Annotated in this window: 18 protein-coding genes; 11 read left to right on the top strand and 7 right to left on the bottom strand. The window is 59.0% G+C overall.

The annotated features are described in order from the left end of the window. Nucleotides 1-810: 810 nt before the first annotated feature. The 7 genes from ACKLLE_RS03410 to ACKLLE_RS03380 all read right to left on the bottom strand — a co-directional run bounded on the left by ACKLLE_RS03410 (nucleotide 811) and on the right by ACKLLE_RS03380 (nucleotide 9,876). Nucleotides 811-1,644, bottom strand: coding sequence for an SDR family oxidoreductase (locus ACKLLE_RS03410; protein WP_420056840.1), 834 nt, complete (start codon nucleotides 1,642-1,644; stop codon nucleotides 811-813). Between the two features lie 119 nt (nucleotides 1,645-1,763). Further along, a complete protein-coding gene (locus tag ACKLLE_RS03405) occupies nucleotides 1,764-4,301 on the bottom strand; it encodes an efflux RND transporter permease subunit (RefSeq protein ID WP_420056839.1) in 2,538 nt (845 codons plus the stop codon). Nucleotides 4,302-4,350: 49 nt separating this feature from the next. Further along, a complete protein-coding gene (locus tag ACKLLE_RS03400) occupies nucleotides 4,351-5,427 on the bottom strand; it encodes a YCF48-related protein (RefSeq protein WP_420056837.1) in 1,077 nt (358 codons plus the stop codon). 53 nt (nucleotides 5,428-5,480) lie between these two features. Beyond that, complete coding sequence (locus tag ACKLLE_RS03395) at nucleotides 5,481-6,272, bottom strand: enoyl-CoA hydratase/isomerase family protein (protein WP_420056836.1); 792 nt, start codon at nucleotides 6,270-6,272, stop codon at nucleotides 5,481-5,483. Between the two features lie 37 nt (nucleotides 6,273-6,309). Further along, on the bottom strand, nucleotides 6,310-7,554 hold the full coding sequence (locus tag ACKLLE_RS03390; RefSeq protein WP_420056835.1) for an NAD(P)/FAD-dependent oxidoreductase: 1,245 nt from the start codon (nucleotides 7,552-7,554) through the stop codon (nucleotides 6,310-6,312). A 76-nt stretch (nucleotides 7,555-7,630) separates the two neighbouring features. Continuing rightward, the gene (locus ACKLLE_RS03385; RefSeq protein WP_420056834.1) at nucleotides 7,631-7,858 is read right to left on the bottom strand and encodes a lipoyl domain-containing protein; all 228 of its coding nucleotides are present in this window, start codon (nucleotides 7,856-7,858) and stop codon (nucleotides 7,631-7,633) included. Further along, nucleotides 7,855-9,876: an alpha-ketoacid dehydrogenase subunit alpha/beta gene (locus ACKLLE_RS03380; RefSeq protein ID WP_420056833.1), complete on the bottom strand. Its 2,022-nt coding sequence runs from the start codon at nucleotides 9,874-9,876 to the stop codon at nucleotides 7,855-7,857. The genes ACKLLE_RS03385 and ACKLLE_RS03380 overlap by 4 nt, the downstream gene beginning before the upstream one ends. A gap of 292 nt (nucleotides 9,877-10,168) precedes the next feature. On the opposite strand from ACKLLE_RS03380, the gene ACKLLE_RS03375 reads away from it, so the two are divergent. Genes ACKLLE_RS03375 through ACKLLE_RS03325 form a run of 11 tightly spaced genes read left to right on the top strand, consistent with a single transcriptional unit; the run spans nucleotide 10,169 to nucleotide 21,319 of the window. Then, the gene (locus ACKLLE_RS03375; protein WP_420056832.1) at nucleotides 10,169-11,527 is read left to right on the top strand and encodes an aromatic ring-hydroxylating oxygenase subunit alpha; all 1,359 of its coding nucleotides are present in this window, start codon (nucleotides 10,169-10,171) and stop codon (nucleotides 11,525-11,527) included. Between the two features lie 3 nt (nucleotides 11,528-11,530). Further along, the gene (locus ACKLLE_RS03370; RefSeq protein WP_420056831.1) at nucleotides 11,531-12,424 is read left to right on the top strand and encodes an enoyl-CoA hydratase/isomerase family protein; all 894 of its coding nucleotides are present in this window, start codon (nucleotides 11,531-11,533) and stop codon (nucleotides 12,422-12,424) included. Between the two features lie 11 nt (nucleotides 12,425-12,435). Next, nucleotides 12,436-13,593 (top strand): acyl-CoA dehydrogenase family protein, encoded by a 1,158-nt coding sequence (locus ACKLLE_RS03365; protein ID WP_420056830.1) that lies wholly within the window; start codon nucleotides 12,436-12,438, stop codon nucleotides 13,591-13,593. Next, nucleotides 13,590-14,657: an acyl-CoA dehydrogenase family protein gene (locus ACKLLE_RS03360; protein ID WP_420056829.1), complete on the top strand. Its 1,068-nt coding sequence runs from the start codon at nucleotides 13,590-13,592 to the stop codon at nucleotides 14,655-14,657. Before ACKLLE_RS03365 ends, ACKLLE_RS03360 begins: the two co-directional genes overlap by 4 nt. Before the next feature lie 12 nt (nucleotides 14,658-14,669). Next, a complete protein-coding gene (locus tag ACKLLE_RS03355) occupies nucleotides 14,670-15,461 on the top strand; it encodes an SDR family oxidoreductase (protein ID WP_420056828.1) in 792 nt (263 codons plus the stop codon). A gap of 2 nt (nucleotides 15,462-15,463) precedes the next feature. Then, complete coding sequence (locus tag ACKLLE_RS03350) at nucleotides 15,464-16,243, top strand: enoyl-CoA hydratase/isomerase family protein (RefSeq protein WP_420056827.1); 780 nt, start codon at nucleotides 15,464-15,466, stop codon at nucleotides 16,241-16,243. After that, nucleotides 16,244-17,746, top strand: coding sequence for a class I adenylate-forming enzyme family protein (locus ACKLLE_RS03345; protein WP_420056826.1), 1,503 nt, complete (start codon nucleotides 16,244-16,246; stop codon nucleotides 17,744-17,746). A 46-nt stretch (nucleotides 17,747-17,792) separates the two neighbouring features. Continuing rightward, nucleotides 17,793-19,076 (top strand): CoA transferase, encoded by a 1,284-nt coding sequence (locus ACKLLE_RS03340; protein ID WP_420057059.1) that lies wholly within the window; start codon nucleotides 17,793-17,795, stop codon nucleotides 19,074-19,076. Further along, nucleotides 19,073-20,302 carry a CaiB/BaiF CoA transferase family protein gene (locus ACKLLE_RS03335; protein WP_420056825.1) on the top strand — a complete coding sequence of 410 codons (1,230 nt, stop codon included), beginning with the start codon at nucleotides 19,073-19,075 and terminating at the stop codon, nucleotides 20,300-20,302. Before ACKLLE_RS03340 ends, ACKLLE_RS03335 begins: the two co-directional genes overlap by 4 nt. Nucleotides 20,303-20,312: 10 nt before the next feature. Next, a complete protein-coding gene (locus ACKLLE_RS03330) occupies nucleotides 20,313-20,894 on the top strand; it encodes an FAS1-like dehydratase domain-containing protein (protein ID WP_420056824.1) in 582 nt (193 codons plus the stop codon). Beyond that, nucleotides 20,891-21,319, top strand: a complete 429-nt coding sequence (locus ACKLLE_RS03325) for a hotdog family protein (protein ID WP_420056823.1) — start codon at nucleotides 20,891-20,893, stop codon at nucleotides 21,317-21,319. The genes ACKLLE_RS03330 and ACKLLE_RS03325 overlap by 4 nt, the downstream gene beginning before the upstream one ends. Nucleotides 21,320-21,330 lie beyond the last annotated feature (11 nt).

The following is a 21,330-nucleotide window of genomic DNA, read 5'->3' as shown; positions in this document are numbered from 1 at the left end:
CGCCGAACTGAGCATCCCCAAGGCCAAAGCTGACGAGGCGTGGGTGCGGACTTGATTCAAGGTGTTAGCCAGCTCGCCACCTGAGCCCACCAACAATTCGGCCATTTCCCGGATGTCTGGCTGTGCATCGATGCTGAGCCCGCTAACGGCAATTTGTGATTCGAGCAGCAATTGCACATTCGCTAATTGCTGCAGCGCTGTTTCCTGCTCCTGCCCTTGTAGTCCAGTCGGGGCGATGGACTGCAGGGCGCGAAGTAACTCATGCTGTTGGTTGATCAAGCTCACGCTCGCCTGGCCCAAATGTTCGAGGTCCGCAAGCTGCTGTAGGAGGGCGATGGCGTCTCGCTTGATTCGGTCGATCTGAGTGTCGATGTCACTGCTCTGGATAATTAGCGGCGCTTTGATCCTGACCTGTTGTGCACTCGCCAGCTCCAGTAACGTCCGCCGTAGTTTCAGGCACAGCTGCAGCGCCGTGAGGCTGTTGCGCTCGTCCTTGCTGGACTGCGACCTGTCGAAGGCATCGACGGTCAGTTTGCCACTCGTTGCTAGCAAGGGTGCGACAAACAGGGTAGTGATGAGGCTGAACTTCATTCCGAAGCTCAGACGGTTCATGAGCCCAATACCGGGCTCCAGCAGCTTTTTCATGTGGGATCTCTTCTTGTTCTTATGGAGAAGTATGCGCAGGCGGCTCAGACGGCCGTGCAGCGAGCGTCGAAGCCTATTTCCTGCTTGGAAGGCTTAGGCCGCGGAGGTATTGACAGGCGAACATGTGAGGTTCGCAAGAGCAGCCCCCAGCAGTGGGGGCTGTGATCAGGCGTCGAAATCGGTGGAGAAGGCGATGTCCTTGTGCGCATCAAGTGTGGCCAGGCGTTGTACCAGCGCGGCACGTACCACCCCGTAGGCATCGCTGCCCAGGGTCAGCCGAAGAGGGGGCTCGGGCTGGCCCGCGCAATCAATGATCGCCTGGGCCACTTTCCTGGGGTCGCCTTTGGCCAGGCCGGAGCTGTTCGTGATCATCTCTCGGGCGCGGCCGACTGGAGTATCTTTGTACGCATTCATCGCTGGCGCGAAGTCGCCGCTGCGGCTACCGAAATCAGTGCGCGTGGCACCAGGCTCGATGATGGTGACCTTGATGTTCAGCGTTGATACTTCCTGGGACAAGGCATCGCAGAAGCCTTCGATCGCCCATTTAGACATGCAATAGAGGCTGGCGAAGGGCATAGTGCGCTGCCCCATGGTACTGGAGACCTGAATAAGGTGACCGCCGCCCTGTTCACGCAGGTGGGGCAGGACAGCACGGGCCAATTGAATCGAGCCCATGACATTGGTGTCGAGCTGTCGCTGGATCTGCTCATCACTGACTTCTTCAGCGCCACCGAACAAGCCGTACCCGGCATTGCTGATCACGACGTCGATGCGCCCTAACTGAGCGAACGCGTCGTTGACCACCTTGCGCAAGGTACTGACGTCAGCGACATCGGCGATACCGATCCACAGTCGGTCACCATGGACCTTTTTCAAGTCATCCAGCGCCCCAGGCTTGCGTAAGGTCGCAGCCACAGTATCGCCGCGCTCGAGCAGGCGCTCGACCAGCTCACGCCCGATCCCTGTGGAAGTGCCGGTGATTAACCAGGTTTTATTCATTTTCAATACTCCTTCTTGAGATGCAGTGCCGTCAGTGCAGAAACTCGCGTCGCAGCGTTAAACGGCCAGGGGCGTGATACACGCCCCTGGCTTTTACCGATTGCAATTAGGTTAGATAGTCAGCCTGCAGAGGACCTGAGCACGCGGTGTTGCTCGCATGCAGCGTCGCACTGCTGCATGTCGCTTTCCAACGCCGAGGTGGCCGGTGTTTGGCCAGACTGATGAGGTGTGGCGCGCTGATGATTCAGCAGGAAATAGGAGAGGGCAGGTATCAGCACCAAGGCACCGAGCATGTTCCAGATGAACATGAACGTGAGCAAGATCCCCATATCAGCCTGGAACTTGATAGGCGACCAGGCCCAGGTCACCACGCCTGCAGCCATCGTGACCCCGATAAGCGCGACGACCTTGCCGGTGAATCCGAGCGCCAGTTCGTACGACTCGGCAAGGGTGGCTCCCATTCGTTGGGCTCGAATCTGAACGCTCAACAGATACAATGCGTAGTCCACGCCCACCCCGACGCCTAACGCAATGACTGGCAGTGTCGCGACCTTGATACCGATGCCAAGCATCACCATCAACGCTTCGCAGAGGAAAGAGGTGATCAACAGGGGGACCATCGCTACCAGTACAGCGCGCCAGTTCCTGAATGTGATGAAGCACAGGACGATGACGGCGGCATAGAGTAAGCCCAGGATTCGATAGTTGGCTTCCTTGACCACAACGTTGGTCGCTGCTTCGATACCTGCCGAGCCCGCTGCCAGCAGGAACTGAGTGCCACCCTCCGTATGCTGGCTGGCAAACTGCTCGACGGTCCGGGAAACCGCACTGAGTGTATCGGCCTTGTGATCCTTGAGGTAGGCGATCATCGGAGTGATGGTGCCGTTACTGTTGATACCCCCTGGGTTGTTGACGATGGTCTGGGCAACTGCCTGCCCGATGGCGCTGCTGTTGCGGGGGATGGTGCTCCACTTGGGGTTACCTTCGAATTGGCCGAATGCAGTTTGACGAATGCTGTCGGGCAGCGAGCTGGTGGCCAGAACCTCTGGCTGTTGCTTGAGCAGCCAAGCCAGACGGTCTTGTTCGATCAGCGACTGGTAGCTCGACACGCCGTCTGCTTCGCTAGATTTGACAATGACCGCGAACTGGTCACCAGATAGGCCGAAATGATCATTGATGTAGGCATTGTCTTGGTTGTAGCGGGAGCTCGGACGCAATTCTGGGGCGCCCTTGTCGAGATCGCCCATTTTCAGGTAATTCAAGCTGATCACGGCGGCGCTGGCGCCGATGGTGAGGGAGAACAGTACCAGTGGCAGCGCAAAGCGGCGCTGGGTGCAACGGACCAGCAGCGACCACAGGTTGAACCGCGTACCCTGGGCTTTTTCCGCGGCGGCAATGCTGCGTTGTGCCGCACGTGGGCTGACGCCGATATACGACAGGGCCACTGGGATGAAGAAGAGTTTGGTGAAGATCAGGATCAGCACCCCGAGACTGGTGGTCAGCGCCAAGGTACGGATGACCGGAATGTCGATGATCATCAGCACTGCGAAGCCGACCACGTTGGCCAGCAGCGCGGTAAGGCCAGCCATAAACAGGCGGCGGAAGGTATAACGCGCAGCAACATATTTGTGTGTGCCGCGGCCAATGTCCTGCATCACCCCATTCATCTTCTGTGCGCCGTGGGAAATGCCGATGGCAAAGACCAGGAAGGGCACCAGGATGGAGTAGGGATTCAGGTCGTAACCCAGCAACTGCATCAAGCCCAACAACCAGACCACCCCACAAACCGAGGTGACTACCAGCAACGCGGTGCTACGCAAGTCACGGGTATAGGCGTAGATGATTGCCGTGGCAATCAGCGCGGAAATGCCGAAAAAGAAAAACACTTGGGTCAGGCCATCGATCAAGTCCCCGGTCAGCTTGGCGAACCCGATGATATGCACTTTATACTGGCCCTTGAGCGAAGCGAACTCCGTCCCCGGCTGCGGGTGCTCCAGAGGCCCGCGAATTTCCCGTTCCAAGGTTTTCGACAGGGCAGGATAGTCGATGGGCTGGTCGGTTTCGGCGATGCGGTCGAGCAGTGGAACCACGATCATGCTGGACTTGTAGTCCGAGCCGATCAGGCTCCCTCGCAGATTGGCACGCAGGGCATTGAGCTTGAATGTCGACAAGGCCTTGGCGCTGGCATCGTAGTCAAAGGGCATGACGGGGCCGCCCTTGTAGCCCTCCTCAGTGATTTCGGTCCAGCGTACGATAGGCGTCCAGATTGAACGCATCAGCGCCCGGTCAACACCTGGCGTTAGAAAGATCTTGTCATTGATCCGTTTCACAACCTCCAGGTATTCGGCGTCGAAAATATCCTTGCCGCTGGTTTCCACCACTACCCGAACCGAATTGCCCAGGCCTTTGAGCGAATCCTTGTTTTCAAAATAGTTCTTAATGTAGGGGTGGTTGTGCGGCACCATGTCGTCGAAGCTGGCATTGATCGATAACTGACTGGCTCGGTAACCAAAAAAAAGGGTTACCAAGAGGCAGCAGATGACAACCCAGATCCGGTTGTTGAACACCAGGCGCTCAAGGCGATCGCCAGAGTGCTTGTCAAAATCTTTCGGATCACGGATAACCGGCAGTACGGTCTTGTGAGCACCTGTGGCCACGGGAATACCTCATTTCTTGTAATTTAATCAGCATCGTGGAATCGGAGTTTCAACGGACGGTGTCTGCGGACTCGAGGTTCGCTCCCGAGGTACCGACCACCACCACTTGCGAGGTGCGCGTCGGCGCCAGGGCCGTGAACATGGCTGGGCGTTTGACCTCGAGCTGGTGGAACACGGTCTCGCCACGCCCGGCCTTGAGCAGTTGCCCGGCCTGGCTGGTGACCAGCACGCTACCGTCTTCGAGAAAGAGCCCACCTGTAAGCGCAGTGTCTGCGTCGGTATCGACTTTTACCCATGTGGCGCCGTCGTCGTCGCTACGCAGCAACGTGCCGCGCAGCCCCAAGGTGAAGATTCGCTTCCCGTCTGCGATCACGTTGAAGAGCGTGCCGTTGTATCCGGTGGACAAGGCCACGAAGTGTTCGTCGGTCGGCGTCTTTCTGAAGATCGTGCCGCGTTCGGAGGCGATATAGAGCGTATTGCCTTGCCGGGTAATCGCATTGAGGTGCAGTGACTCGGGGTTGTCGACCAGATCCAATTGCGGCGTCCATGATCTGCCGCCATCGGCTGTGTACATGATTTGATTGAACGTGCCGACTACGTACCCATGCAGGTCATCCAGGAAAAGTGCATCAAGCCAAGGTTGTTCGGCACCGCCTTCGGTATTCAGGCGAACGTCCTCGATGTATTTCTCTGCGTCGGGGACACCTTCTTTCAACCGTTGCTCATAGTAGGCAAGCATCAATGGTCCTGAATCTCTGCCATCGAGTTGCTTCACCCAGGTCAGTCCCGCATCCGTGGTGTGCAATATCACGCCGCCATGACCCACTGCCCACCCTTGTTGTGCGCTGGAAAATGTCACGGCAGTCAGATCGATATCCACGGGCGAGTTTGCCTGTAGCCAAGTGCGCCCTTGGTCATCGGAATAAATGATATGGCCTCTCCAGCCGACCGCTACCAGACGCTCACCCGCGTGGGTGACATCCATCAATTGCGTTTTGCTGGCGAGCTGAGAAAGGCTAGCTGGCGTATCCAGCGGATCGGTGTAGGCGGCCATTACCGGGCATGCGACTACAGTGGCTAGCAGGGCTGCCGGGGCAAAGACGCGGGTGAGCAAGGCTGGAATCATGGCAATTCTTCTTGTAGTGAAAACGTTAGCCGGAGCAAAGCGGTGGTACTGACTCAGGCACCGACAAAAAGGGGTTTGCTCCTGTTGAGGAATGCACTGATTCCGTTGGCAAAGTCTCTGGAGCTTGCGCAATGGCAAAAACTTTCGCGCTCAGCGTCGAGTTGTTCTTGCAAGGTTCGGTCGACGGCTGCTCGAACTAACTGTTTGGTTTGGCCAAGCGCCACAGTCGGAGCAGTCGCGAGGCGTTCAAGCAACGCATTACAAGCGTCATCCAATGCGTCGGTCGGCAGCACTTTGTTTACCAGGCCCAGATGGAGTGCCTGATCGGCATCGAACGGTTCGTTCAGAAGCAGTAGCTCAAGACTTTTGCGCAGGCCAACCAGACGAGGTAAGTGCCAGGATGCAGAGGCGTCCGGGCTGGTCGCGATGCCGGTGTAGGCCAGGTTAAAGCGAGTCCCCTGTGCTGCCAGAACGAAATCACACGCCATCGCCAGACTGACACCTGCACCGGCAACCACTCCATGAACACTGCAGACGACTGGTGCCGGGAGCTGGGTCATGAGCGTGATGGCTTCATGCAGAGGATCAATGAGTGCCCGAATTTGCTGTTCGTCCGCACCTGCGAGGCTTCCAAGGTCGCCGCCAGCACAAAACGCTCGCCCCTGGCCGCTGATCAGCACCGCCCGTACCGAAGGCGTATTCTCGATAGTTCGCATTGCTGCGAGGAAATCCTGGGCGAGTTCGGTAGTTATCGCGTTCAGGGACTGTGGGCGGTCCAGTGTTACTCGAGCAATGGCGCCATCGACTTCGAGTAACACGGTGGCGGAAGAAAAAGACTTCGTCATGCTTGGGTCCTTTTTATACTTTCGTGCCTTGGTGTGATCAGGCGTGCGCTGTGGCGGCGATGAGCTTGAAGGGGATCGACTCATCCGCTAGCGCGGCCAAGTCCAGGCGAGCGCCCTCAGCTACCAATTTTTTCGACAGCATGAATTCCTGAGGGCGATTGACGGCATCAACAGATAGAAGCCGGCCGTTCTTGAAGTAGAAAACAGAGAATGCCCGTGTTGCCGGGTCTTCCAGATTGCCTCGAACTACGAATTGGTCGAAGCCGGCAGACATGCCTACCATTTGCAGTTTCAAGTCGTATTGATCGGACCAGAACCAAGGTACGGAGCGGTACGGTACGCGGTTGCCAAGCAGGGTGTTGGCAGCCACCTTGCCTTGTTCCATGGCATTGGGAACCGATTCCAGTCGCACGCGTCGCCCCAGGTATTCGCTAGGGTGGTTGGTGCAATCACCAGCAGCCACGATGTCCGGGTCGCTGGTCTGGGCGTACTCGTCCACCAGCACGCCATTGTCGACCACCAGTCCTGCTGTTTCGGCAAGTTCGGTATTGGCGATCAGTCCGATCCCGGCCACAACCAGGTCAGCCTCTATCCGGCTGCCATCGGTCAGGTGAACATGGGTTACCAGAGGGTCGCCCTCCAGTGCGGCTACCTGGGCGCCTGTGCGAAGGTCGACACCGGCCTCTCGGTGTACGCGTTCAAAGAATGCTGACACTTCAGGTACGGTGACCCTCGCCAGCACTCTGGGCAGCCCCTCCAGTACCGTGACGTCCAGGCCAAGTTTGACTGCTACTGCTGCGGTTTCCAGGCCGATGAACCCGCCGCCTATGATCACCATGCGTGCGCCAGGAGTCGCTCGTGCGCGTATCTGCTCGATATCATTGATGGTGCGCAGCAGAAATACGTTAGAGCGATCGCCACCGTCCAAAGTCAGAGGCCGAGCGCGCCCACCGGTGGCGATTACCAGCTTCTGGTAGCCCAGTTGTCGACCGTCGGCGAGATTTACGCATTTTTGCTCACGGTCGATGTGGGTGGCGCTGACACCGCCAATGAAACGAATTTGTGCCTTGTCCAAGCTTGCCGGCGGCACTACGTACAGTTCTTCTGCACTGACAGTGCCGGCGAAATAAGCCTTGGAGAGAGGAGGTCGACGATAAGGGACGTGAGGCTCGTCCCCCACCAATGTAATAAGCCCTGCATAACCGAGCTTGCGCAATTCACTCGCTACTTCACCGCCAGCCTGGCCCGCGCCGAGAATGACGATTCCTGCTTCTTCAATCATGTTGCCTCCAGACGATGGCAATGCTGTCGTTCCGGCCTGCCAGCGGCCTGAAGTGGCGGCTGGCAGTGCCGGGTTGTCAGTTGATTCGGCCGACCAGGTGCCCGATCGGGAAGATCTCCCCGGCATTGACCAGGATGGTCAAGGTGCCGCTGGCCGGGGACTCCACATCGAGCACGGACTTATCGCTTTCAATCGAATAGATCACGTCGCCTTCCTTGACGCTTGCGCCGTTTTCGGCAATCCATTCCACCAGCTGGACTTCGGATACGGCGTCGCCTGCAGCAGGGATACGGAGTTCTGTCATTTCATGATTTCCTGAGTAGCTTTGACGATGGCATCTGCGCCCTGGTAGTGCAGGCCGAGCAGACCAGTGTGTTTCGGAACTGGCGCGTAAGCGCCGGCAATACGCTGTACTGGAGCCTTCAGCTTGCCGAACAACTCGGTATGAATGAGTGCGGAGATCTCTGCGGCTGGCCCCATGAAATCGGTGGCGCGGTGGGCGATGACGGCTCGACCGGTCTTGTTGACCGATTCGAGGATGGTCTGGCCGTCGAGGGGCACCAGGCTACGCAGGTCGATGACCTCGGCCTGAATACCTTGAGCGGCCAGGGCTTCGGCGGCTTTCAACGCGTCGCCTACTGCCGGTCCGTAGGAAATGATCGAAACGTCGGAGCCCTCCCGGCGTACGGCCGCCAACCCCAGTGGAATGCGGTATTCGCCTTCAAGCATTTCCGAACTGCCGAACAGGTTGAGCATCGAGTGGATGACCACCACCGGGTCTGGATCGAAGATGGCCGAAAGCAACAGGCCTTTGGCATCGGTCGGGTTGTTGGGGTAGCACACCTTCAAGCCAGGTGTATGCATCAGCCAGGCCTCAGTGGACTGCGAGTGCTGTGCACCGTTACCTGCGCCGACCAGCGTCATCATGGTCATGGGCACCGACATCTGCCCTCCCGACATGTAGCGGGCTTTGGCGGCATGGTTGACCATCTGGTCCATGGCCACGGGCAGGAAGTCCATCATCAGCAGTTCGCCAACCGGCTTCATACCGGCCAGGCCAGCACCCACGCAGGCGCCGAAGATTCCTTGTTCAGCGATAGGGGTAGAGCGAACGCGGTCACCGAAGCGCGTCGACAACCCTCGGCTGATGCCGACTACGCCGCTGGCGGGGTCGGCAATATCTTCGCCCAGCATGATGACTTTCTCATCGCGGGCCATGGCGAAGCCCAGCGCCTCGTTGAACGCATCGCGCATGGTTGCTTTACGCAGCGGGCCCTGCGGCAGTGCGTCAGCTGCAGGCCGCTGGCGGCTGATAGGGGTGAAGCAGGATTGCTCGTAGACGTCCCGGGTGACGTCGGCCTGGGTGAATGGTGCAACAGGTGTCTCCAACACGGTCGACACATCTGCAGCCACTTCGTCGGCGACCTTTTGCTCAAGGGCGGCAAGCTCGGCTTCGGTGGCGTGGCCTTCCTCAAGCAATTGGCTGCGCAAAGCGGCAATCGGGTCGCGTGCACGCTCGGCAGCCAGTTCATCCTGATCCATATAAGCACCGGCGTCGGCGAAGTAGTGGCCGCACAGGCGATAAGTCACCGACTCGACGAAGGTTGGGCCATTGCCGCTGCGCGCCCGCTCGATCGCTTCCTGGAAGGCACTGGCCAGCGCCTGCGGATCACGGCCGCTGACGGTGACGCCGGGCATGCGATAACCATCGGCCCGCTCCGCCAGCTTCTCCAATACCGAGTACTCGGCCAAGGGGGTCGACTCTGCCCAGCCATTATTATGGCAAACGAAGATGATCGGCAGCTTCCACAGCGAAGCGAAAAGCATGGCTTCGTGTATGGCGCCGATGCTGGTGGCGCCGTCTCCGAAACTCACCGTCACGACTTTACCGGTCTTCTGCAGTTGTGATGCCAGTGCGAGGCCGACGCCCACTGGTGCACTGGAGCCGACGATGCCAGTGGTCATCATCAAGCCCAAATCGGCCCGGGCCACACCCATGCCACCACCTTTACCGCCACATACACCAGCAGAATGACCGATGCATTCGGCGAGCAACTCGCGCAGTGGCAGGCCACGCGCCAGTGTGTCGGCCAGGCCGCGATAGATCGTGACAAGTTGGTCTTGTTGCCCAAGGCACTGCGACAGCACCGCCGGCGCCAGTTCCTGGCCGGTGACCGGATAGAAACTGAAGGAAATCTTGCCGGCGCGCAGTTGCTTGGCGATTGCTTGCTCGGCAGCCCGTATCAGCGCGACGCGACGGTATACGGCCAACATCTCGACGGTCGTGAGAGGGGACTTGTTGGATTGGGTTGGCGTTGACACGCGTTGATCTCCTGTCATTAGCAGCTCAAGTGAATTAGCAAGCGGGCGCCGGGTGAGGCGCTCTTGAGTCTTGTGACAACAAAATAGCGCCACAGAGGTAACTTGTATACCTAATTTATCTATCTGTTTTTTCTTCCTGCAGCGCGGGCAGTTTTCTTTTTTCCGTCACCGCCACCCTAAATCAAAGCGCTTGTGTTCGCTAACCTAGTTAACTATATTGGTGATGTTGCTCGCGAAGAAGCCAGGTGCCCGCCCAAAATCTACGGGTACCCAGATGAATTCAGGAGGGGAGATGTCCGGCACAGAACAAGCAAAACAGCCCACGCTCGGCATGCGCATGGCAGAAGACGCTCAGCGTCCGGTGGAGGGGGCGTTCGCGACGCGATCGTCATTCGACATGGGCGTCGAGGATCTACCTGTCGAGCGCTACACCTCTCGGCATTTCCATGAGCGCGAAATGCAGTCGCTGTGGTCCACGGTTTGGCAAATGGCCTGCCACGAAGGAGATATCCCTGAGGTAGGTGACTACATCACCTATGAGATCGGCAATCGCTCCTTCATCGTGGTCCGCTCGGGCGTCGAGGAGATCAAGGCCTATCCGAATGCGTGCCTGCACAGGGCAATGCGCCTGGTCAAAGGCCAAGGTAAGGCCGGGGCATTCACTTGCCCGTTCCATGGCTGGTCGTGGGAGCTGGATGGCTGCAAGCGTCGCATCACCGAGGATTGGGATTTTCCCCAGACCTGCGAGCGCAACATGAATCTGCCCGAAGCCAAGGTGGGGCGCTGGGGTGGGTTCGTGTTCATTAATCCCGACCCTGATAACGCGGAGCCTTTCGACGATTGGATCGGTGTGCTGCCAGACCACTTCAGCCGGCTTCCATTGGAAGATTTCCGGGTGGGCGTGCATGTCGCGCGCACTGTGCCAGGAAACTGGAAGGTAGCGATGGAAGCGTTTATCGAGTCCTATCACGTGATGCCGACCCACCCGCAGTCGGTGCCGGTATCCGAGTACGCCGAAACCCAGTATGACATCTTTGACCGCAACGTCAGCCGACTGGCGACCGTGTCGGTGGCGCAGGCCTCTGGTGTGACGTTGAGGATGACGCAGCAGGAGTTTGCTGACTACGCAGCCAAGGGTACGGGCCGCGAACCCATCCAGGTTCCGGAGGGTATGACCTATCGCAGTGCGTTGGCTGATCAGCGCCGCCAGGCCGCAGCAGCAGCCATGGGCAAGTCGCTCGACCATCTGAACGATGTAGAGCTGCTCGACGCCATCGAATATTTCCTGTTCCCAAATTTCATGCCCTGGTACGGCATGGGGCTGCCGATCGTCTACCGCTTCCGCCCAGATCGTGACCGCCACGACAGCTGCATCATGGAAGTGTACGTGATGACCCCGCGCAACCTATCTGAGCCCATGCCCAAGGCACCCGAGCTCATCAAGCTGCCAGACGATCGCCCCTTCGTCGATTGCGCTGCCTTGGGCCGGTTGGCCCCCATCTTCGATCAGGACTACGAGAACATCGAAGGTGTGTGGGCGGGATTGCAATCCACGGTCAAGAAAGGCCTGGTCCTGGCCAAGTATCAAGAGGCGCGCATTCGCCACTACCACCGTCGCATCGACGATTTCATCAATGCTCAAGAGAAGTAGCCCATGAACACAATGCCAGACACCCCCGAGGAAGACCTCTCCCAGAGCATTCTGTATGAAGTGATCGATGGTCACATCGCGCGGATCACGCTGAATCGCCCGCACCGAAAGAATGCCATTCTCACTCCCGACATGAACGACATGCTGTCCCAGGCTTTTTCCAGGGCGCAGGATGACGATGAAATCAAGGTCATCATTCTCGCTGGGGCAGGCAGTGATTTCTGTTCCGGCGAAGACACCAAGAAGATGCCGGTCGAAGCCTTCGGTTTGAAGAAGGGCGGCAGGCTTGGGCAGTCCAAGCGCATGCGCGGTATCCGCAAGCTGCTGGACAGCACGCTCACAGGCACTGTCTGGGGTGACAAGGTGGTCATTCTTGCGGCGCAGGGCGCCGTGTTGGGGCAGGGTTTCTCATTTGCCATGACTGCCGACATTCTCATTCTTTCGGAGGATGCTTATGTTGCCCGCAGGCAAAGCCGCATCGGTTTCGCCGCCTTCGAAACCCAACTGCCAATGACCATGCTGCGTCTGGGCTTGAACCGCGGGATGGAGATCTTGCTGACCGGCCGCAAGATGTCTGCTCAGGAGCTCAAGGAGTGGGGCGTTGCCAACTCGGTGGTGCCTCGCGACAAACTTGAAGACGAGGCTCTGCGCTATGCCCGCGCTGTTGCTGCCCACAGCACTGACAACCTGATGCTGGGTAAGCGAGCCCTGCAGCAATACTTCCATGGCCTCGGGGTTGGCGCCTTCCTGAACTTTGCCAGTGTTGGCCATCCGCTGTTCTCCAATGTGGTCTGGCGCGAGGACGAAATCAACTTCTTGCGTGAGCGTGACCGGGTAGGCGGACGTCAGGCCATGCAGAACATCAACAAGGTCTGGGACGACCTCGGTTTCGATTGAGGTAAGCAACTATGGAACTGAATTACGGGCCGGAGCACGACACCTTCCGAGAGCAGGTGCGGGCGTTTCTGCGCAGCGAGTGGCGCGAAGGTACGAATGTAGCGGCCTTTCGCCGTGCCGCCGTCGAGGCAGGTTATCTCTATCGTGGTATCCCCAGGCGCTTCGGCGGCTCGGAGCAACCTTCCGATGTGATCCGCGCAAGGATCATCAGCGAAGAGTTCGCGGCCGCCAAGGCGCCGGGCGAAATCAAGGGCAATGGTGTACAGATGCTGGTGCCCACGTTGCTCGAACGCGGCGAAGAGTGGCAGAAAGAGCGGTTTATCGCGAAGACTTTGACTGGCGAGTACCGCTGGGCGCAGGGATTCAGCGAACCTGGTTCAGGCAGTGACCTGGCGAGCCTGCGCACCAAGGCCGAGCTGCGTGACGGGCAATGGGTCATCAATGGGCAGAAGGTGTGGACCTCTTACGCTCGTGAATGCCAGTACATGTTCGCCTTGATTCGCACCGAGCCGCAGGCAGGCAAGCACGATGGTATTTCCTACCTGCTGATCGACCTTGATCAGCCAGGGGTTGATATTCGCCCCATGAAGCAGATCAACGGTGGCAACGACTTCAACGAAGTCTTCTTCACCGACGCAGTGACGCCAGCGGACTGGATTGTTGGCGCGCGGGGCGAAGGTTGGAGTGTTTCCAAGTCCCTGCTCAAGCACGAGCGCAACATGCTCGGCGGGATCGACCGCTCGGAGTCACTGTTCAAGAGTGTGGTCGGGTTGGCCAGGCGTTGCGAGTTGCGTGGCCAGGCTGCCTTGCTGGACCCGTGGGTGCGTGACCGCCTTGCGGCTCTGAAGGCCGAACTGGAGGTTCAGCGCTGCTCCAGCCTGATCCAGATGAGCCGGGAGCTGTCCGGTGAAGGCGGCGGCATGCTGCAGATGATGAACAAACTGGCACAGTCCAACTTCGCCGCTGCGGTAGCGGAGCTGGCGAATGCCTTGATCGAAGACGACGCGCTGGTATCGCCCATCGGCAACCCACGACCGGGCAGCGAGCGCTGGGTCAACCAGTACATGAATTCGCTTGCAGCCGCCATTGCCGGTGGTACCTCGAATATCCAACGCAACATCATCGCCGAGCGAGGGCTTGGTCTACCGCGGGAGAGCCATCAAGAATGAGGTTCGATCTAGACGAACAGCAACGCGCGTTCCAGGACGCCGTGGTGGACTACCTGCAGGCTGAGTGTCCGGTTCATCGGGCACTGAAACCGCATGATCAGGCCGCAGCGGACTTTCAGCTCTGGCGAGGCCTGATGGACCTGGGCATCGGCGGCATGATGGTGCCGGAAGTTTACGGTGGCCTGGGTCTGGGCTTGCTCGACCTGGCGGTGGTGGCTGAGCCGGTAGGGCGATACGCCATGCCCGGTCCGTTCTTCGAGCATGCCTTGGCAACGCTGGCCATCACGCTTGCCGGCAGCGACGAGCAGAAGAGCAAGTGGCTGCCTGGGCTGGTGAGTGGTGAGTTGCGTGCCACCGTGGCATTGGCCGAGGGCAAGGGGCAATGGTGCGTCGATAGCTGGACCCTTGAAGGTGATCGGACTTTGACGGGGAGCAAACGCTACGTGCTACATCCGGAGGGTGCCGACCTGATCGTGGTGGGTCTGAAAGGGGGTAGGTTAGCGATCGTTGAAGGCAATGCGCCAGGAATCGTGTGCACGCCGCTGGTATCTACAGATGCCGGGCGGCAGTTGGCCCATGTCGAGTTCAGTGACGTCAGGCTTGAACACCTGCCTGTTTCTGCTGGTGCCAAGGTGGTCGATGCCGGTCTCGTACTGTTGGCGGCAGACGCGTTCGGCGGTGCTTCACAAGCCGTGAAGCTATCAGTTGATTACTGCAAGGAGCGTGAACAGTTTGGCAAGCCTGTCGGGGCTTTCCAAGCCGTGAAGCACCAGTTGGCCGACATGGCGCTGATGGTCGAACCCTGTGTTGGCCTCTACTGGTACGCAGCGCACCAGTTCGATACGGACATGCCCGGCAGTTCCGAAGCGGCTGCCTTGGCCAAGTCGCATATCAGCGAAATGTATCCCAAGGTCACCCGGCGCATGATCGAAGCCCATGGCGGTATTGGCTACACATGGGAGTACGGCGCGCACGTGTGGCTCAAGCGTGCACTGTTCAATCAGGCTTATCTAGGCATGCCCCAGCTCCATCGCAGCCGTGTAGCGGCGATGAACGACTGGTAAGAGAGGAAGCACATGGCAGGCAAGAGCGTTTTTATTTCCGGCGGAACCAGTGGCATCAATCTGGGTATCGCCAAGGCCTTCGCTGCGCAGGGCGACAAGGTTCTGGTATTTGGTCGGGATCCCGACAAGGCCGAAATGGCTGCCCGTGAGATCATGGAGCAGACTGGCGGTATCGCCCTGGCCGGCAGTGCCGACGTGCGTGATATAGACGCCATCAGCGCGTTGTTTCGTGATGCGGCACAGAAGTTGGGCGCCCCTGATGTGGTTATCGCGGGGGCTGCAGGCAACTTCATGGCGCCAGCCGTGAACATTTCGGCTAATGGCTTCAAGACGGTGGTCGACATTGACCTGCTGGGGACCTACAACGTCTTCCGCGCAGCGTTCGACCTGCTCGCCAAACCAGGTGCTTCGCTGATCGCCATCACCGCGCCGCAGGCCGTTCAGCCGCTGCCGGAGCAGGTACACGTGTGCGCCGCCAAGGCTGGAGTCAACATGGTGGTCAAGGTGCTGGCGATGGAGTGGGGGCAAGCGGGAGTGCGGGTCAATGCCATCTCGCCTGGGCCCATTCAGGGTACCGAGGGGGTCGAGCGCATGGCGCCGACGGCTGAAGATAAGGCCAAGTGGAGTGCGCACACCGCACTACGTCGCTTCGGCACTCCGGATGACATCGCCAAGGCCGCCATCTTCCTGGCGTCCGAGAATGCCAGCTATATCACTGGAACCATCCTTGACTGTGACGGGGGCATGAAGCTTGGCGACGCCTCTGGTGACTATGTGACGCCGCGCCAGCGCCCGGGAGCCTGAACATGACTGACCTAGTGCAATTCGATGTGGGTGACGATCACGTCGCCACGATCACGCTCAACCGCGCTGACAAGCTCAATGCCATCAATGCCGAGATGATGCTGGAAATCAAGCGCCTGTGGCAGGTAGTGCGTGATGATGACCACATTCATGCCGTGGTTTTCCGTGCTGACGGCAACCGCGCATTCTCCACGGGGCTGGACCGCGTCCAAGGCTTCAACTACCCCGACAACATCTGGAACAAGCCAGACCCGGGTGAAAGCCTGGATCCTAAACACCACAAGGTTTGGAAACCGGTGATTTGCGCGGTCAGCGGTATGTGCGCAGGTGGCGCGTTCTACGTGGTCGGAGGGGCTGATATCGTGATCGCCTCCGAGGACGCAACGTTTTTCGACCCCCATGTGGATTTTGGCTTGGTCGCAGCGCTTGAGCCGATCAGCATGGCACGGCGAATGCCATTGGGCGAGATCCTGCGGGTTTCGTTGATGGGGGTGGAGGAGCGCATGAGCGCTCAGCGCGCTCACCAAATCGGTTTGGTCAGCGAACTGGTACCTCACGATGCCTTGCATGAGCGGGCACGCCAGGTCGCAGCGATCATTGCCGCCAAACCCAGTGTATCCACCCAAGGCACGGTGCGCGCGATCTGGGAGTCTCTGGACAGCGGGCGAACTCAGGCCATGGCACGCGGGCTCAGCTACACCCAGTTGGGCAATCCGATCGGTATCTCTCAGATCGAAAACATGCTGCAAAGTGGCAAACGTAAAAGCTACGAGGTGCGCTGAATGGCTGCTATCGCTGATCACATTCTGCGTGCCACACAGGCGGGTGGAAGACTGACTGCCATTGATTTCGAAGGCCGATTGCTCAGTTGGCAGCAACTGTCCGCAGCCATTGACGATCTCTCCACTGTGCTTGGGCATCAGGGCGTCGGTGACGACAAGATGGTCGGTCTGCTGGGGCGTAACCGACTCGAAGCGGTCAGCGCATTCATCGCCATCCTTGGGGCGGATCACGCCATGGTACTGATCAATGCCATACGCCCGACCAGACTGATCGCCGAGGAGGTCGCCGAGCTCAACCTTGCCTGCCTGATCGGGGAGCGCGAAGATCTGGGGAGTGATGTGGTTGCAGCTGCCCGTGCATCGGGGACGTTGGTGATCGCGGTCGATGTCACGCCAGACGGCGTCTTCTTCGAGACGCTGACCCCACTTGGAGGTCAAGCCCACCGACTGCGGCCGGTGGGTACCTTGATCGAGATCCAGACCAGCGGTACGACCGGTGCGCCTAAACGCATACCGGTATCAGAGCATACGATTAGCGCGTCGTTGCGTGATGGCGTGCGCAGTGCCAAGGGGACGGTGGAAAACTTTGAACTGAAGCCGCAAACCTCGCCGACGCTGATGTTCAGCCCACTGGTGCATACCAGTGGTACCTTCAATACGTTGATGTCCGTGTTCGAAGTCCGTCCGATCGTGCTTTTCGAGAAATTCGATGCCCAGCATTACCGTCAGGCACTGATCAAGTACCGCCCCAAGTTCGCGCCATTGCCGCCGACCGCGATAAAGATGATGGTCGATAGCGATGCGACCCGCGAAGACTTCGCCAGCGTGCGTGCGGTCAGGGCGGGAACCGCGCCACTGTCGGTGGAATTGCAGGAAGCCTTCGAGTCCAGGTTTGGCGTGCCAGTGCTGACTACTTATGGCGCGACCGAATTCATGGGCGTCGTCACCAGTTGGACGTTGGATGACCACCGCCTTCATGCGCACACCAAACGCGGCAGCGTGGGCCGGGTTTCCAAAGGAGTTCAGTTACGAATCGTCGATCCCGCCTCACGGGCAGAACTGCCGGTAGGTGAGCAGGGAATCCTGGAAGCGAAGCTGGAGCGTATCGACGGGGGGGCCTCCTGGATCGCGACCACTGATCTTGCTCGCCTGGATGAAGATGGATTTTTGTACATCGTTGGGCGCGCAGATGACGCGATCATTCGCGGTGGCTTCAAGGTCATGGCGGGAAAAGTCGCCGAAGCGCTCAAGCAATTCCCAGGGGTTTACGACGCGATCGTGCTCGGCCTGGACGATGAGCGCCTTGGTCAAGTACCGGTGGCTGTGGTCGAGGCCTATCCAGGCAGTGAGCTCGACGGCGAGGCCATCCGGGCATTCGCCAAGCAGCGGCTATCGCCCTATGAAGTGCCTGTTCGGGTGCATGTCGTCAGCCGGCTGCCACGCACGGTTTCAGACAAGATCAGCCGCCCTGCGGTGAAGGAATTGCTGGCCCAACTCGGTTGAGTGACAGGCTGTAAAACAACAATGGATCATTGGAGGTCTGGTGGATATGGCAGGTTTCTTATCCCCGTATCGTGTCGTGGACATGAGTGATGAGCGAGGGCTGTTGGCCGGTTGCATGCTGGCCAGGCTGGGCGCCGAGGTTGTACAGATTGAGCCGCTGGAAGGCTCGAGCGCACGTTTCTCAGGGCCGTTTGACCCACACGCAGAGGCGGGTAACAACTCGTTCTACTGGTCGGCATATGCTGCGGGCAAGAAGAGCCTCGCTTGTGACTTGTCGTCCGCCGAAGGGCGAGAGTTAATACGGGAGCTGCTCAAGACGGCCGACTTCTTCATCGAGTCTGCAGACCCCGGGGCCATGAAGGCCCTGGGCCTTGATGCGGAGCAGACTCTACAGCTCAACCCCAGGCTGATCCATGTCTCGATCACAGGTTTTGGCTCTACGGGCCCTAAAGCGGATTACGTCACCAGCGACCTGACGGTCTGGGCCGCGGGCGGGCCCATGCGCCTGACCCGTGACGCCGAGCTCGCCCCTTTGCGTTTCAGTGTTCCGCAGAGTTTTCTCAATGCTGCGGCAGACGCCGCGAATGCCGCATTGATTGCGCACTTTGCGAGGCTACAGAGCGGAACTGGCCAGCACGTAGATGTGTCGGCGCAGCAGAGCGCTACGCTGTGCACGCTCGCAGCATCGCTGTCGGCAGCCTACCGCCATGAGAATTTTACCTTGGGCGCTGCCTCGGGGGTGAAGAGCGACAAAAAGCAATTGGACCTCAGTGGCAGTGGTGCACGGACACGACGATCCAAATGGCATGTACGTGATGGGCTGGTGGAAATGCACCTGGGTATCGGGCCAGGCAGTGGGCGCTTCACCAACAACCTGTTCAGCTGGATGGCTGAGTGTGGGGCGTGCCCAGCGGACATTGCAGCGTGGGACTGGGTAAAACTGCCCCAGCGTATTCTCGAGGATGAGGTGACCGAGCAGGATATAGAGCGCGCCCGCCAATGCGTCGCTGATTTTTTTGCTCGTTTCAGCAAAAGCGAGATGCTTGAGCACGCACTCAAACAGCGCTTTCTGTGTGCGCCGATTGCGACGATCCAAGACCTGCTGGACAGCGAGCAGCTGAAGGCGCGTGGGTATTTCGTCACTGTCGAGGAAGATGCCGGGCGAGTACGCACCCTGCCAGGTGGTTATGCCCATGGGGCACCAGCGGGCTTCGCCCAGGTAAACCCAGCCCCGGCACTTGGGGTCGACGGCCCACAGGTACTTCAGCAGTGGCTGGGATTGCGGCCGGAACAGATTGACCAGCTTGAAATCGACGGAGTCATTGCATGAGCCAGATCACTGCGTTCAAGGATTTGCGTGTACTGGACATGGCGTGGGTGGTAGCCGGCCCACTGATCGGTCGCGCCCTCGCGATCAATGGCGCGACCGTAGTGCGAGTCGAGTCGTCGACTCGCCTCGACACTGCTCGCATGATGGGGCCATTCCCAGATGGCGTCGCCAACACCGAAAAGTCTGCACTGTTCGAAAGCTGCAACGTTGGCAAGCTGGGCCTGACCTTGGACATGTCTACCGAGCAGGGCAAGGCCATCGTCCGTGAGCTGGTGGCATGGGCGGATGTCGTGCTCGAATCGTTCTCGCCCGGCCAAATGGCCAGTTGGGGGCTGGGGTATGATGACCTACGGGTCATCAACCCCAACATCATCATGCTCAGTACTTCACTGATGGGGCAGACCGGTCCATGGTCGGGCTTTGCCGGTTTTGGCAACGTTGGCGCGGCGATCTCCGGCTACCAGGCCCTGGTCGGATGGCCTGAACGATTGCCTGCCGGGCCGTATGGCCCTTACACCGATTTCGTTGGACCGCGTTTCGCGCTTTTGACCTTACTCGGCGCCTTGGATCATCGTCGCAGGACGGGTGAAGGTTGCTATCTGGATGTCTCACAATGCGAGGCAGGTATTCAGTTCCTCGCGCCACAGATAGCTGACTGCGCAGCCACCGGCCGGATTGTCGAGACACAGGGTAATCGTGACCCTGGCATGGCCCCGCATGGCGTTTTCAGGTGTGCTTCCGTCAACACGCAGGACGAGTCTTGGGTGGCGATTTCAGTGGCCTCTGACGCCCAGTGGCAACGCCTCGCGGGCATCATTGGTGGTGAGCCACTGGCGAGTGATCCACGTTTCGACACACTCACCGCGCGCAAGCACAACGAGCAATTACTCGAAGAACTGGTCGCACAGTGGACTGCCTCGCTGACTGCGTTGCAGGTTGAGGTCACCTTGCAGCATGCCGGTATCGCCGCACACAACGTCGCCAGTTCTCAGGACTTGCTTGAGGATGCTCAGCTTCGCCATCGCCAGCACTTCATCGAGTTGCCCCACGAGTTGATGGGCACGGCCATTGTCGAGAATGCCAGTTACCAGCTGTCTGCCACGCCACCGAAGTTCGAACGCCCGGCACCGCATTATCGCAGAGACAATGCGTACGTTCTCCAGACTTTGCTGGAGTACTCGCAGGCACGTATTACCGAGCTCGAAGAGCAGGGCGTTTTCAAGTAAGGACCTGATCATGAGTGAATCCTGGAAAGAAGAATGGTTGCCACTGCAGGCGAAGATCGGCCAATCGTTTGGCGGGGAAGAGGTGGAGTGGGGCGCTGATCCGGTGGAGCAGGGGGCCGTGAGACGTTTCCTGGAACCACTGGAGTTCGATTGCCAGCTGCACACCGACGTTGAGATGGCCAAAGCACATGGTCATACGAATCTCGTAGCGCCTAGTAGCAGCCTGCTGTCCTTTGCCATGCCTGCATTATGGACACCCGGGCGGTCAGTATTCGTTTCCGAGCAGAGAGATGCGCAGATTGCCGGCCCTGCGATCCGCCCTCTGTTGCCGGAAGAGGCGCCGTACTGTGAAGGCTACTTCGCCACAGATATCGAAATGGATTACCTGCGCCCGGTACTGGTCGGTGAGCACCTGGGCAAGCGCGGGCGCAAGCTGGTGGGCTGCTCGGTCAAGGAAACCAAAGTGGGGCGTGGCGCCTTCGTCACGTTCGAGTCCGAGATCGTCACGCGCCAACTTGAAGTGGTTGCACGCGTGCGCACCACCTTGTTTTTCTACAAGCCAGTAGTTGCTAAACAGGAGAATCTGGCGTGAACACTCGATACTGGAACGATCTTTCGGTTGGCGAAAAACTAAGCCCAGTGGCCTTTCCGCTTTCGGTGATCCGTCTGGTTGTCGCCGCAGGTGCGAACCGGGACTTTAATGCGATTCACCATAACAGTGAATATGCCAAGTCGACCGGCGCCCCAGAGATGTATGCCAATACCCTGTTCTTGCAAGGTATGTGGGAGCGCGCCGTGCGCGACTTCATCGGTCTGGATGGTCAGATGCTGGCCATGAAGGGATTTCGCATGAGCCGCTTCAATCTGGTCGGGGACACGGTGACCGTACGTGGCGAAGTAGTGAGTACCTGGCGTGAAGGCGAGCGGGGCTTGGCTGAGATCAAAATTTGGTCGGAAAACGCTGGTGGCTTGAGCGTGGGGCCGGGTAGCGTCACCGTGAGCTTACCGCTTCACTGATCTACCGCACG

Origin of the sequence: Pseudomonas bharatica, from assembly GCF_048586865.1 — a bacterium.
Taxonomy (GTDB): domain Bacteria; phylum Pseudomonadota; class Gammaproteobacteria; order Pseudomonadales; family Pseudomonadaceae; genus Aquipseudomonas; species Aquipseudomonas bharatica.
This window is presented reverse-complemented; position numbering and strand designations above follow the sequence as displayed.